Origin of the sequence: Neolewinella litorea, from assembly GCF_004803465.1 — a bacterium.
GTDB lineage: Bacteria > Bacteroidota > Bacteroidia > Chitinophagales > Saprospiraceae > Neolewinella > Neolewinella litorea.
In genome coordinates, this window is record NZ_SRSF01000008.1 from 105,775 (window position 1) to 120,580 (window position 14,806).

At 60.2% G+C, this 14,806-nt stretch carries 6 protein-coding genes; 3 read left to right on the forward strand and 3 right to left on the reverse strand.

The genetic code is table 11. The features are described 5' to 3' along the window. The first annotated feature begins 125 nt into the window (after nt 1-125). Nucleotides 126-3,077 (forward strand): PKD domain-containing protein, encoded by a 2,952-nt coding sequence (locus E4021_RS14890; protein ID WP_136460170.1) that lies wholly within the window; start codon nt 126-128, stop codon nt 3,075-3,077. Nucleotides 3,078-3,163: 86 nt separating this feature from the next. Here the strand turns inward: E4021_RS14890 and E4021_RS14895 are convergent, their stop codons facing one another. Beyond that, nucleotides 3,164-4,792 (reverse strand): long-chain fatty acid--CoA ligase, encoded by a 1,629-nt coding sequence (locus tag E4021_RS14895; RefSeq protein ID WP_136460171.1) that lies wholly within the window; start codon nt 4,790-4,792, stop codon nt 3,164-3,166. A 198-nt stretch (nt 4,793-4,990) separates the two neighbouring features. Next, nucleotides 4,991-5,722, reverse strand: coding sequence for a hypothetical protein (locus E4021_RS14900; protein WP_136460172.1), 732 nt, complete (start codon nt 5,720-5,722; stop codon nt 4,991-4,993). A gap of 659 nt (nt 5,723-6,381) precedes the next feature. Between E4021_RS14900 and E4021_RS14905 the strand changes: the two genes are divergently transcribed. After that, the gene (locus E4021_RS14905) at nt 6,382-12,786 is read left to right on the forward strand and encodes a T9SS type A sorting domain-containing protein (RefSeq protein ID WP_136460173.1); all 6,405 of its coding nucleotides are present in this window, start codon (nt 6,382-6,384) and stop codon (nt 12,784-12,786) included. 139 nt (nt 12,787-12,925) lie between these two features. On the opposite strand, the gene E4021_RS14910 is transcribed toward E4021_RS14905, so the two are convergent. Beyond that, complete coding sequence (locus E4021_RS14910; RefSeq protein WP_136460174.1) at nt 12,926-14,125, reverse strand: alpha/beta hydrolase family protein; 1,200 nt, start codon at nt 14,123-14,125, stop codon at nt 12,926-12,928. 154 nt (nt 14,126-14,279) lie between these two features. Between E4021_RS14910 and E4021_RS14915 the strand changes: the two genes are divergently transcribed. Beyond that, nucleotides 14,280-14,762 (forward strand): DUF4199 domain-containing protein, encoded by a 483-nt coding sequence (locus E4021_RS14915; protein WP_136460175.1) that lies wholly within the window; start codon nt 14,280-14,282, stop codon nt 14,760-14,762. Nucleotides 14,763-14,806 lie beyond the last annotated feature (44 nt).

Genomic DNA, 14,806 nt, shown 5'->3' on the forward strand with positions numbered 1-14,806 from the left:
CCCGGGAAATTTTAATTGGGTGTTCGGCCGTTTGAGGGGGGCTTGCACGATGTTGTTGTGTTGTCCCGTGCGTGTGCAAGCGAGTTTAGTTTTTGCACCTGATTCTCTCTGTTTATCTCTCTCTCATGAAATTTACACTGGCGCTCAAGGGCGCAATAGCTACCGCTTTTCCCAAACCCAGCTTCCTGGCGTTCCTCCTCCTCCTCCTAGCCACTTCAGCCCTCTGGGCGGTGCCTCCGGCCTTTGCCGGGCCGACCGCCAAGCCGATTCCGGCGCAGAATGTGATGGCAGAGACGCCGCGGACCTTCGTGGTCAACGGCTCTTTCACGGGTCAGGACCTGACCTACTCCGCCTCCCAGGCCGACGGCAGGGACCTGCCCGACTGGATGAGCTTCTCACCCTCCACTGGAACCTTCAAGATGCTCGCTCCGGCCGCCGCGGTCGGAGAACTCTTCCACTTCCGGGTAACCGCCCGTGGTGCTGACGGCCTTACGGCCAGCTCCACCTTTTACCTGATGGTGGGGGACAACTGGCCCGATTGCCGCATCGACGCCAGTACCGACCGCCTCGGAAAGATCATCCACTGCGCCGGAGACACCGTCACCCTGCGCGGTGCTTCCCACAACGACCAATACCGCTGGACCGGGCCGTCTGGCTTTGCTTCCACCGAACAGGAGCCCCGCGTCACCGTCCCCGGCCTTTACGTACTCTCCACGGGCGATGCCGCCTGCCCCAACCGGGCCATCGTGGAGGTCATGAATCTGAACGACTGCGCCGAGGATCCCGACAACAACAACATCCCCGTTGCCCTCATCCGCGCCGACCGGCTTACCGGGGGCAGTCCGCTGACCATAAATTTTGATGCCACCACCTCCAACGACGTCGACGGCGACGTGCTGCAGTACGTGTGGTTGTGGGAAGGCGGCTCCGCCACCGGCCCGAAGCCCTCCATTACTTTTCCCCAGGGCAGCCACGAGGTGATCCTGCTGGTGACCGACGATACCGGTGCCCGCTCCACCGATCGGGTCTACGTTAATGGATTCCCACCCCCGACCTACGCCAGCTTCTGGCTGGAGGCCGAATGCGCCCGTATCGGCGACAACTGGGTGGCGGAAGACAGCGATAATGCTGCGGGAGGCACCTACGTGAAGGCCCTGCGCACCTCCACCTCCTCGGCCCCCGCCGACTCGCCCGAAAACCACATCCGCTTTGTCGTGCGGGATGCCAGGGAAGGCGCCTTCCGGCTTTTTGCCCGCGTGGATGCCCCGGACGGCTTCAGCGACTCTTACTACGTCCGCGTTAACGAAGGCCCCTGGTACGCCTGGAAGTCCGGACTGGTCCGCGGCATGGGTTTCCAATGGAACGAGATGCTGCAGCAACTCAACCTGGTTGGTGGCACCAACACGATCGACATCGCTTACCGCGAATCGAATACCCGCATCGACAAGCTATTCCTGACGGCCACCACCGACCGCCCCGGCGGCCTCGGCGGTACCGACTACAGCTGTACCGCCCCGAATGAGCCCCCCGTAGCCGTCGCCTCCGTCAACCGGACCGTAGGCACCGCCCCCCTCGCCGTAACCTTCGACGGTACCGCCTCCTCGGACCTCGACGGCAAAATCGTCTCTTACGACTGGACATGGGCCGGCGGTTCCGCCCGGGGCATTCAGCCCACCGTTACCCTCTCCGCCGGTTCCTACGCCGTTACCCTTACCGTTACCGACGACGGCGGACTACAGGACAGCGACGTGGTCAACGTACAGGTTGATGCTGCCCAGGCACCGCCCGCAGATGGCGACTACTGGCTGGAAGCGGAGTGCGCCGCGGTAGGCAACCGCTGGACCACTTCTTCCTCCTCCAACGCCTCCGGCGGGAAGTACGTAGTGGCGCAGTCTGACAATTCCATGTCCGTAGCTCCGGCCGACCTGGACGAAAATCGCGTCCGCTTCACGGTCTCGGCAGCTTCCGCCGGCACTTTCAAGCTTTTCGCCCGCATCAATGCCCCCTCCAATACGCAGGATTCCTACTGGGTTCGCCTCAACGGCGGGGAATGGTACAAGTGGAACAGCCGGATCATTCAGTCGAGCGGCTTCCAGTGGAACCAGCTGCCCATCACCCTGGCCCTGAAGGCCGGAGGAAACACCATCGACTTCGCCTTCCGGGAGCCGGGTACCCAGCTCGACAAACTGTACCTGACGGGTAAAGGCTCCCTGCCTACCGGCTTCGGTGCCGCCGCCGACAACTGCGGCGAGAGCAGCCCCGCCGGCGCGATTGAGGCCGAGTGTGCCCTGCTGAGCACCGGATGGAGCCAGCAATACTCCTCCGGCGCCGCCGGAGGATCCTACATGGTCTTCATGGGCGACCGCCACCTCGACGAGCCCGCCGCTACCGACGTCGGCCAGGAACTGCGCTACGAAGTAGTTACCACCGAAGCCGGTCCTTACCACCTCTTCATGCGGGTCGACGCTCCCGATCCCTCCCGCAACAGCGTATGGGTGAAGGTGGACAACCAGCCCTGGATGAAGTTCTGGCGGGAAACCACCGGCGATCAGCTGCTGACCACCGGCTTCGAATGGCGGAAGGTCAACCACGACGGAACGGCGCGCAGCATCGAACTGGGTGTTGGCTACCACACCATCCGCGTGGCGAACCGCGAACCGGGCACCAAGGTCGACAAGCTGATGCTGACCACCGCCGACGCTGCACCCAGCGGATACGGACCCGAGGCCGCCAACTGCGGCAGCACGACCTCGCAGGCCCTGAACTCCACCATGTCTTCGCTCTCCGCCACCCCCACCGGGGTATCTACCACCGGACTTGCCGGCGCGCCGATCGTGGATGTCTTCCCCAACCCCGCCGTCGACCAGCTCACGCTGGAACTGAACAGCGACTACACCGGCACGGTCGACCTGATCGTCTACGACCTCCACGGACGCCGCGTGCAGGAGCAGGTACTGGAGAAGGACAGCGACCACCTCACCGCGAATCTGACCATCGGCTCGCTACCGAGCGGCATGTACCAGGTGCGCGTGATCGAGGGTGACCGCAGTACCACCGAATCCTTCATCCGCCGCTAACCCAACCGGCTTATTGAAAGGGAACCGCCCCGCCCGATCGTCGATCGGGCGGGGCGGTCTCGTTACGGGGGTTACGGCCGGGGGGGTCAGCCCAGTTCTCCAATGGCGTGGCGGCGGCGGAGTTCACGCTTGTCGAACTTGCCGACGCTCGTCTTGGGTACCTCATCCAGAAAAACGAAGTCGTGCGGAATCTGGTAACTGACGAAATCGCGCGCCAGGAAGTCCATCAGTTCTTCCTTACTCGGCGGGTCGGTCTCCCCGAAAAGGACCACGGACGCCAGGGGCCGCTCGATCCATTTATCGTCGGGGATGGCAATGACGGCGGCTTCCCTCACCTTCGGATGGGCCATGAGGGCGCTTTCCAGGGCCACGCTTGAGATCCATTCGCCGCCGCTTTTGATGAGGTCCTTGGTGCGGTCCTTGATCTCCATGTAGCCGTCGGCGTCGATGGTGCTCACGTCGCCCGTCCGGAACCAGCCGTCGTTGGTAAAGTTGCCCTTGCTGGCGGTCTTGAAGTAGGCGTTAATGGTCCAGGCACCGCGTACCTGCAGCTCGCCCATGGTCTTGCCGTCCCACGGCAGTACGGTCCCTTCGTCGGAGACAATTCGGATCTCGACGCCGGGAAAGGGGATGCCCTGTTTGGCCCGTAGGTTCAGCTGTTCGTTTTCCGTTAAGCCATCGTGCTTCGGCTGCAGCCGGCTCAGGGTGCCGAGGGGGGAGGTTTCCGTCATGCCCCAGGCGTGCACCCCGCGAATGCCGAAGTCCTTTTCGAATCCCTCGATCAGGCTCTTGGGCAGCGCCGACCCGCCTACTACGTACTCTTGTAATGCCAGCGGCTCGGCGGGCGGATGCTGTTTGAGCTCCTGGTAGATACCCAACCAGATGGTGGGCACCCCGTTAGCTTTGGTCACCTTTTCCTGCTGCAGGATGCGGATGAGGGCCGCGGGCTGCAGATTAGAGGAGGGCATCACCATTTCCGTTCCCGCCAACAGGCAGACGTAGGGAAAGCCCCAGGCCATCACGTGAAATTGCGGGACGATCAATAGGGCAACATCGCGGCTGCTCAGGTTCCCGGCGTTCGGGGCCATAATGGCCATGGCGTGGAGGTAGGTCGACCGGTGCGAGTAGACCACGCCTTTCGGCAAACCGGTGGTCCCGCTGGTGTAGCACATGCCGCAAGCCGTCTGCTCGTCCAGTTCCGGCCACTCGAACTCGTCGGGTTGCTCGGCCAGCAGGTCCTCGTAGCGCAGCGTATTCTGCAGGGTGGTCTTAAAATCTTCCGGCGCATTGATCAGTACGTAGTGGCGAACCGTCTCGATCAGCGGAGCGATCTGCTCGAGCAGGGGCACGAGGGTTGCGTCGACGAAGATCACCTTGTCCTCGGAATGGTTGATGATGTACTCGATCTGCTGGGGCGACAGGCGGATGTTGATCGTATGGCAGATCGCCCCGATCCCGCTGATGCCGTAGTACAGTTCGACGTGGGGCCCGTGGTTCCAGGCGAAGGTGCCGACCACGTCGCCCGCTTGCACGCCGAGGGTATGGCGCAGGGCGTTGGCCAACTGCTTGCACCGGCGGTAGAGGTCGCCGAAAGTGTAGACGTGCCGCGTGCCGTCGGGCAGGTGGCTGATGATGCGTTTGTGGTGGAAGACCTGATTCCCGTACTCAAGAATGGTGTTGGTGGTAAGGGGATAATGCATCATCAGGCCTTGCATGGTCGGGTTGTTGTTCGGTGGTGAGGCAGGAAGCGCCGTACGGAGCCCCCTGGTGGATAAATATGTTGTTCTCCCCAATTTAATCCGCCCGGGCCGAAAGGATACCCCGTAGTCCACCCTTTTACCGTTGGAAAGGGCACAAAACCACGAATCCTTGCTTCCCCCCCGGTCCCTGGCACCCGCGCGCCGGCGCCCGATTTAGCCCTTTACGGCCGCTTCGAAAAAAGCCTGCACGGCGGCAGATTGCCCGAGCGGCTTGATCAGGCAGGCGTAGAGATTGACGGCAATAGCCAGGAAAGTGGCCGGATGGTTCAGCTTGCGGTAATAGCGCGCCGCGGCCACTACCATGAGCACGATGAGGAACTGCGAGAGGTAGATCGGCGGCATGATGTCGAAGTCAGGCCAACTGCTCCGGTAATAGCCCACGTAAACGTTCTGTATGCCCCGGGCTAGGGCGGGCATCATGATGATGAAGACGGTGGTAATGAGCCACCAGGCGTGGTTCTCCAGCTGCTTGCGCTGCACGATGCTCATGATCACAGCTACCCCGAAAGCTACCATCATGGGGATTTCCACGGCCGCCACCCCGTAGAAGAACCAGGGCTCGAAGGGGCCGAAGCGGTCGGCGAGTTCCGCCGCCAGATGAGCGGTATTCACGTCGCGGTGCATCATGCTCAGGGCCGTCAGGCAAACGCCGCCCGCCAGGAACATGCCGATGATGCCGTTCGTGCGGTGACGGGCCAACTGGCCGTGGGTAGCGTAGTAGGGTTGCACGATGAGGTAGAGGTACCAGACCGTCCCGGTCCAGTAGTGTACGTGGACCGACCAGGCGTTATCCGAGAAGTCTCCCCAGTAATCCTCGAAAATTCCCAGTTGCATGATCAGCAGGGGCAGGATCATCCACCGGTGCAGATGGCGGTACTTTTCCATAAGGCGGGTGGTGCGGCGTGCTACGGAAATATGCCCCGGCCCGGGCCCGTGTTACACTTTTCGGCCAAAATTTTACCTACAGGCGTACCGGCGGTCCAGTCGTGTTCACTTTCGCGGACCACTGTCGGGGGGTAAACCTGGCCTAACCAAGTATAAAAGTATCCACGGAAGGGCGGCACGCGCGGGTTCAATTTCCGTCACCAAAGCATGGTCCTTTGGCGGGTGGACTGTCCGGTAGAGAAGGGAATGACCGGAAACGGGGGGGTGAATGACGCCCGTCCAACGGGTAGACCGTTGGACGGTGTGCTTTACAATTATGAATTTGACGGGCATTTCGCGATCCACCCCGAAGGCTGTCTTGACAAAATTCGGCACCCAGTACCGATACAAATGGGCGATCAACGCGTCAATGAGGGGGGCAGGCAGGGAAACCACCATGCGAAATCCCTCGCCGGGGCGAGTGTCCCAGCCCCGCGCCTAAAGCCTGCTACCACCCCATATAATGCACCGCACCCAATAACAAAAATGTGTAAAAACGGCACATTTTTGAAATTATTGCGGTAGATATGGTCTTATTATAAAATAATATTTGCAATTGCCGGTGAATGGGAAGTATATTATCGTGATAACACTTACCTGACTTAACGATTTCCCTTCACATGAGTAATTTCCTGAAGAGCACCCTGTGCTCCCTGGCGCTGCTATGCCTGTTCGCCGCTACCTCACCTTCCACGGTTGCCATAATTACCGACAACGTCGTGGAAGCCTTCACCTCCCTCAACGAACTGATGTTCCCCACGATCACGACCCACCCGCCCAACGGGGGTCGAATCAAGGGGTCCACCACTTTCACCGCCTCCACCGCCAGCAGCGATTACTACATCGACCTGGGATACGGGGACCTGGCGGATTACAAGGGCGTCTGCCCCTGTTCCGAGAATCTTGAAATTATCGTAGGAAACGGCAAATTCATTACCGGCGACAACCTGTTCCGGTTTTCCCTTGGGCCTAGTGACCGTGGGGACGGAACATACCGCTACGGCGTGGGGCCTGGCGTGGTGCGCGACCTGTATCCTCGTGCGCTTTACACTGGTACATACGCCGTTACCCTGTCCTGTGGGCAACTGGCGTGGATATCCGGTACCTGTTACGAAGAGACGCGCGACGCCAGCGACGACACGAACAACCCGGGCCAGGGAGCCGTCACCGGTTCCACGGCCCCCCTCTACCCACCTCGTCAGGTCACGGCTTCGGGCGACCTGGCCGATCGCATCGTGATCACCTGGGAAAAAGGTACGGATACACCCGACGATCGACACTTTTACCAGATCCGGCGCGACGGGGCCTTGATCGCTACGGTTCCGGGTAGCAATCGCAGTTACACCGACAGCGGGCTGGGCGTAAACGTCAAGCACAACTACACGGTAAGCACCTACTACAACCGCTTCGGGAATACGGCCACTGCACCTTCCAGTACCGCGCAGGGATCGACCTTCAGCCTGGCCTTTGAGGCCAGCGACGGAACGAAATACAACTCCACCGTACTGAAGTGGACCAATATGGCGCGGGTGGCGCAGGAAGTGCGCGTCGAACGGGTGGCACCCGGCGAGGAACGCGAGGAACTGGCGGTACTCAGTGCCAACTCCCAAGGTTTTAACGACACGGAGGGCATTCCCGGCTTCCAGTATACCTATTACATCACGCCGATCGGGAGTACCATCGGCGAGCAGTCGGACACGGGCCACAGCCGCCCCAACGGGGTGATCAAGGGCTACGTGCGTTCCAGTCTGGGAACCGGCGTCCCTGGCGTGACGGTCAAAATCAACCTCGTCGGCACCCTCACCGCCAGCGGGGCGAACCTGCCGGGCGGTTGTCTGCCCTCCGCCGCCTACTGCGCCACCACGGATCAAACCGGATACTACGAGGTAAGAGACATCTACTACCACGAGGAGGCCAAGTTTTCCGTGACGCCCGAAAAGACCGGATCCTCTCCCCACGTCTTTGCGCCCACGAGTTCCACGCGGACGCTCGACGTGACGGGCAACATTGCCCCGGGGGTCGACTTCAATGACCTGACAGTCTTCACGATCCTGGGACGCGTGCATTACCCCACCTCATCTAACAACGCAACCTGTGGCGTTGAAGGCGTCAACATTCTGGTCGACAACGAGGACGTAGGCATCCGCACTGATGGTAGTGGCAACTGGGCGCACGTGGTCCAGGACAAAGGCATCTACTCCTTCACGCCCGAGTTCCTGCACCACACCTTCATCTCCACAGACCCGGCAATTAATCCCGCCCAACTGAACGTGGACGACGATGTCCTGGATGTGAACTTCACCGATACCACCACCGATTCGCTGCGCATCATCGTGCAGGGCGGGTGTGGCATTTCCCTGGGGCCGGTGGTCATAGTCGAACTCACCGCGCCAAACAACTGCTACTATGATACCATCTGGCTGGATGAATCTGGTGTAGGCACGATCACCGATTTGCCCGCCCGCAACTACCAGGTCAAGGTGGTAGACATCCCGGGCATCACGAATAAATTCGACATTCTGGATCAAATTGGCGTAGAGCGGGTCGGCATCGACCTGACCGTACGGGATACCGCCCAGGTTATCACCGTTTACGATTCCACGATCATCACGCCGAGGCAGACCACCACGGCACCCAACGGGGTGGAAATTGAGGTCACGCCCGCCGATACGATTTTCGCCGGCACCAGCGACACGGTGCGCCGCAGCGTGGACCCCGAGGTGGCCTTCATCTACCGCTCACCGCTCGACATCTCCACCGATTTCGCCGAGGCCGGAGCGAACGTAGTGAATTGCGGAAACGAGGACGTCATTGTCATGGAACAGGGCCTGAGTTACACGCTGCAGATCGACGTAGCCGAGACCCTCGGGAGCGACTGCCCGATCGATACCGGGGTGCTGAAGATTTACGACTTTATCTCCGACCGCGGCGAAAAGCCGATCATCCTGCCCATCCAGAATGGTATCGTTACGTACACCATCGTGGCCGGCCAGCCCAACCTGGCCTCCGCCGCCGAGCACAGTTATGAAAAACTGCTCTACATCATCCCCGAAGTCGACCAACTGCAACCCGTACCGGTAGAGTACTGGGCCTTCGTCGAAGGGGTTAAGACCAATACGCCCAGCTTTATCTCCCGCAGTCCTGAGATCCCGATGCTGATCCTGCACGACCCCCCGGGCGACAACAGTTACAGCTACGTGGAGGAGGGAACCTCGTTCACGAGTTTCAACCGGACGGAAGTCCTGACGGGCGGCGAAGCCGGGTTCTACACCAACACCGTAATCGGTACGGCGGCCAACGTCTTCAGTCTGGAGATCGCCGCCGGCGTGCAGATCCAACTCGACATCCGGGGCGGCCGCGACAACTTCAACCGTACGGGAACCGAATCCTCGGTGACCTTCCTCGATCGCTTCTCTACCTCCGACCTCGATAACCTGACCGGTGGTGACGGCGACGTGTACATCGGCGCGGCCTTCAACCAGGAATTTTCGATTGGTCAGGAACTAACTTTCGAGGGCTGCGAAGGCAAGATTACCAACGTGCCCGCGATCAACATCCAGGATTTTGCCACCACCTTCGTCTACACGGAGCTGCACATCAAGAACGTCCTGATCCCCACCCTGGGGCAACTCCGCCGCGACATCATCCGCGACCGCGCCCCGGCCGACATGACCGATGAAGAGAGGCGCGAGGCCAACCTGCTGCGGGCCGACAGTCTGAGCTGGGAAAATATCCTGGCCGAGAACGATACGGCCCGGACCGAAGGCAAATTCGTGGAGAACATCTCCTTCAGCGCCGGAGCAAACGTATCCCGGGAAAAAACGGAAACGAACGCCGCTTCCAATTCCTACGAATACAACACCTTCATGAATACCGACTTCGCCATCGGAGTCAAGGCGCAAATCAAAGGCCTGGGAGCCTGGTTTGAAACCGAGACCGGGGGCGTGGGAAGCATCCGGTACTCCACCAGCGTAGAGGAAGGGAGCAGCAACGATACCACCCGCACGGTAGGCTACGTCCTGGGTGACGGCGACATCGGCGATTACTTCAGCGTGGACATCCTCACCGACGAGAGTTACGATGTACCCGCCTTCCGAATCAAGGCCGGCACTTCATCCTGCCCCCAGGAGCCAAATACCCAAGCCCGGGATCGCCCTGAAATACAAATCTTTCCGCCGGAAATCACCGGCGTGCCCGCCGATGGTACCGCCAGCTTCGTATGCCGGGTAACGAACAGTAGTGAGAGTATGGAAACCCGCGAGTACCATGTCCGTGCCGTTTCCACCAGCAATCCGGACGGGGCCATCATCTCACTGGGCGGGCAACGCATCAATAACGGACCCGCCAGCTTCTTCATTCCCGCCGGGGAATCACTAGACGTGATGCTCACCGTACAGCGCGGCCCGCTGGCCAGCAGCTACGAGGACATTGGCATCATGGTATATCCGCCTTGCGAGTATGAATTGTGGCAGGACAACGGCAGTCTCGTCAACGCGGATACGGCCTACATTCAGCAACTGAACTTCGCTACCGAGTGTACGAACGTTACTCTCCGCGAACCATTCGACGGGTGGATCATCAACCGCAATTCAGCCAACTTCCTGTCTACTACCTTCTCCGGGTACGACCGCAATAACAAGACCCTGCAGGAGCTCGCCATCGAGATCAAGCCGGAGGGGCAGGGTTACCGGGAGATATACACCGTAGCGAAGGCCGATCTGGCCAGCGCCAACTACAGCTTCAATCTCGACCTCACCAATTTCCCCGACGGGGCATACACCCTCCGTGCTAAGGCCTCCTGCGGGTTGGAAGGCGTAACGTACTCCTCGGAAAAGCGCGGGATCATTGACCGGCGCAGTCTCGCCCCCTTCGGCTATCCTACGCCGAGCGACGGGTTCCTGCGACCCGGACAGGCGATCTCCGTCACTTTCGACAAGACCGTCAACTGCAATTTCCCCTTCGCAGATTACCAACCGGTGTATTCCCTGACGCGCAACGACACGGGCGAGGAAATCCCCGTCAGTACCCAGTGCAGCGGCCAAACCGTAATCCTGGTGCCCGGCACCCCGCTCACCGACCGGCCCGAGCTGGCCGGCGTGGAACTGACCGCGCGCATGGATAAACTCCGTGACCCCAGCGGCAACGTACAGAAATACCCAACCGTCTGGTCGTTCAAGGTCAACGCAGTGCCCGTCCTCTGGGACCCCAGTCCGATCTACTACAGCGGCCTGGCGGGTGAGGTACACATCGTCAACGGGGTACTGAAGAACGACTCCGAACTGAGCAAGCCGTTTACCCTGGACCTGCAGGACAGCTCCGGACTGGTTTCCTATCCGGTTTGGCTGACGCCGTTGCAGGACAACGGAACGATTCTGCCCAACGACGACGCCACCATACCCTTTGCGGTGGACACTGAGCTCACACCGGGGATCTACACCGGTACCATCGATGCCCTGATCGATGGTGAGGTTGTAAGTACCCCGATCACGGTGGAATTACTGGCCACCCCGGTAAACTGGCCGTTTAACCCGGCCGACTACGAGTACTCCATGACGGTGGTGACCAACTTCAGCCTTGATGGCTCTGACACCCTGCTCTCCGACGATGAGCGGGATCTGATCGGCGCTTTCGTCGACGGCGAAATTCGTGGGGTAACCCACATTGAATACCTCCCTACGGTAGACCTTTACCGCGCCTTCCTGACCGTGTACAGCCACACCCCGGGTGGCAACAACGGTGAGCGGATCAACTTCCGCTTCTGGCACGCCCTGAACGGTGTGGAATACGGGGCACTGGAAGAAGTCATCTTCCGTGCCGACGCCACCATCGGCAATCCGACCGCCCCCTTCATCCTCCACCCGGAAGGCATTTTCCAGGTCATCCCCCTGCAAGTAGGCTGGAACTGGGTTTCGCTCAACGTCCAGACCGACGACATGTCGCGGGAACACCTCCTGTCCAGCATCGTAGGCGATCAGACGAACAACAACGTACTGATCAAGAGCAGGGATCTGATGTCGGTCCACGACGCCAGCAAGACCTGGAGTGGCAACCTCAAGACCCTGGCCCTGGGCGAAGGCTACCTGCTGCATCTCTCTAGCCACCCCGACACCCTGAAAGTGGTCGGTCTGCCGAGCCCCGTACCCATCGACGTGGACGTGATCCGCAATTGGAACTGGATCGGCTATCCCCAACTGGAACAACGCGCCGTAAACGACGTGCTGGCCGGATTGAATGCCACTACTGGCGACGTGCTCAAGGGCCGGCAGTCCTTTACGGTATTCGATCAATCGGCAACGGGCTGGCTCGGCAACCTGCGGCAGTTCGTACCCGGCACCGGCTACAAATTGTTCGCCGGAAATACCGGCAAGATCACCTATCCCGCGCCGAAACGTTCCGGCTACGAGGTAATTACCAGCGATTTTGAACACAATATGGCCGTGATCGGCACCTTCTCTCGCGAAGCACTTGACGAAGACTCCTACGACCCCCTGGACGTGGTGGCCTTCATCGGCGGCAATTGCCGGGGTATCGGTTCCCTGGAATACGTTGCCGAGCTTGATGCCTACCGCACCTTTATGCTGGTGCACGGCAATTCGGACGATTTCGATGCCCCGATCGAGTTCCGGATTGTCAATTCCGACAACGACGTGGAGTACGCCGCTACCGGTGAGGAACGTTCCTTCGGCCCCGACCTGATCGTTGGTTCCATCGATACGCCTTACCCCTTCCTATCCGCGACGACCTCCACCTACGACGCGGTACCGGCAGGTTACGCACTCTACGACAACGTACCCAATCCGGCCCGCATGGAAACGACCATAAGTTTCCGGATTCCGGCCACCGAACAGGTAACCATCGAACTGCTTGACCTGAATGGCCGGCTGGTCCGGGCGTTACCGAAAACGCAGTACGCCGCCGGCATTCACCAGGTTCAACTATCCGTAGCCGACCTGCCGCATGGGGTATACCTGTACCGCGTTCGTACGGAAGGCTTCAGTTCCAGCCGGAAAATGATTGTGCAGTAAGCGCATGGCCTGATCAACGGAAGACCAGATTGCTGGTCCGTAGAAAACTGGTCCGACGATTAAGTGGTTGGACGACTAAGTGGTCCGACCGCTAACTCGTCGGACCACTTAGCGGTCGGACCAGTACCAGCCGGAGCAGTCACCACTCCATCCAGCGCGCATAATCCACTTCCTGAAAGGGATGGATTGCGACGTCGGTATCCACCGCAGTATCGCCTAGCAGGAATTTCTCGATAAAGGCCTCCACTTCGGGGCGCTGCTCTTCGGGCAGTTGACAGTGACCGTGCCCGCCGTTGATGGAGAAGCCGAAGCGATCGGGCACCCCCAGGGTCTTCCATACCTCGTGGGCGGCGCGGGCGGAGACGTAGCCCGACTCATCGGCGAGCCATTCGTAATCCGTATTCCCCAGAAACAGAAAAGCCCGCGGTGAGATGAGGGCCATCAGTTCGTGGTGGTCGAAGGGAAGGCGATCCACCGCGTCGGCAAACTGGAACATGCTCTCCTTGAACCAGGCGTGGCTGGTCCGGCCCAGCGTCTCCACCTCACCCAAGGTTTCCGAAACGCGCCATGCGGCCCCGCCCCCGCCGCCGGGTTCCTGGGCGATGGTGAGGGCGATGCGTTCGTCGAAGGCCCCGGCGAAGAGCGCCATCTTGCCCGCAAAGGAGCACCCCGTAACCCCCAGGTGCCGAAGGTCGATCGGCAACGTTTCCTGCGTCAGTTCCAGTCCATCGATCAAGCGGCTGACGCCCCAGGGCCAGGCCGCGTAGGCACCCATCTCGGTTTGCCCGGGATAAAGCGCATTGATTGGCTCCTCACCCCGCGTCTGCGTATGCGACATTATCTGTTTGAAGTCGAAGGCGATCTGCGCTACCCCCCGCTTACTGAAGAGTTCCGGGGGCAGGCTGCCCGTGCCGCGACCGATGCCGATGACCGCCGGGAAGGGGCCCTTACCGGCCGGTAAAATGACAGCGGACGAGAGCGTCAGGGTTTGTCCGTTCTCGGTGAGGGTTACGTACAGGCTATCGCCGTCGAACCGCGCCGTCAAGGTATCCGGCCGCGGCGGTTTTTGCCCCACCTCATAGTGCTGGATCTCGGCCAGAATTTCGACCCGTCGGCATCTCCATCCTGCCAAAGTCGTGTCACGACCGCTGCCGTCGGAAGCCGCGAATGGATCCGGGAGGGTGCTTACAGCGGGCAGGTGTTGCAGTTCTGGCAGCGGAGGTGCGGGACAGTCCTCGCCGGTGTGCTCGACGGCGTAGACCAGCGGTACGGACTGGGCCCGCAATTCAGCCGTCACTATCGCGCAGGCTAGTACTATAGCGATCAGATTGATTGGCATGGGTCAGTAATTTATGCCATTTCTGCAATCGATTTAAGGTTCGGCGATACCAAGCTACACATTCCCCCACTCATGGAAACCGAGTCCAGGGCTTAGTGAAATTGCGGATATAGCCCCTACCTTCCCCAACACACCACTCACGTACACACGCCTTATGAAACGATACCGCACCGAAATTAAGTGGGCCTTCATCTTCACTCTGATGATGCTGGGCTGGCTGCTGCTAGAACGCCTGGCGGGCCTGCACGATGCCTACCTGGCCTACCACCCTACCTATACCAACCTGGTAGCCATCCCCGCAGTGATCATCTACGTGTTGGCCCTGCGCGAAAAGCGGGAGAAAGACTACGGCGGTAGCATGACCTACCGGCAGGGCTTCGTATCGGGGGCCATCATCACACTCATTATAGCCCTGCTGAGTCCGCTCGCCCAGCTCATCACCCACACGCTCATCACTCCCGATTACTTTCCCAACGTGATCCGCTACTCGGTCGCAGAAGGTTACTATACCCAGGCCGAGGCCGAAGCGTATTTCAGCTTGGGCAGCTACATCCTGCAATCCTTCATCGGCAGCCTGATCATGGGCTTGCTCACCACGGCGATCGTGGCCTTTTTCGTGCGCAGTGAGAAAGGATAACGGGTAGCCGCGTAGGCATGTAACCTGGATGTAAATGGTTTATC

Excerpts from the sequence above, each read along its gene's own strand:
- E4021_RS14890 (WP_136460170.1), top strand. The coding sequence starts at position 126 with ATGAAATTTACACTGGCGCTCAAGGGCGCAATAGCTACCGCTTTTCCC.
- E4021_RS14895 (WP_136460171.1), bottom strand. The coding sequence starts at position 4,792 with ATGCAAGGCCTGATGATGCATTATCCCCTTACCACCAACACCATTCTT.
- E4021_RS14900 (WP_136460172.1), bottom strand. The coding sequence starts at position 5,722 with ATGGAAAAGTACCGCCATCTGCACCGGTGGATGATCCTGCCCCTGCTG.
- E4021_RS14905 (WP_136460173.1), top strand. The coding sequence starts at position 6,382 with ATGAGTAATTTCCTGAAGAGCACCCTGTGCTCCCTGGCGCTGCTATGC.
- E4021_RS14910 (WP_136460174.1), bottom strand. The coding sequence starts at position 14,125 with ATGCCAATCAATCTGATCGCTATAGTACTAGCCTGCGCGATAGTGACG.
- E4021_RS14915 (WP_136460175.1), top strand. The coding sequence starts at position 14,280 with ATGAAACGATACCGCACCGAAATTAAGTGGGCCTTCATCTTCACTCTG.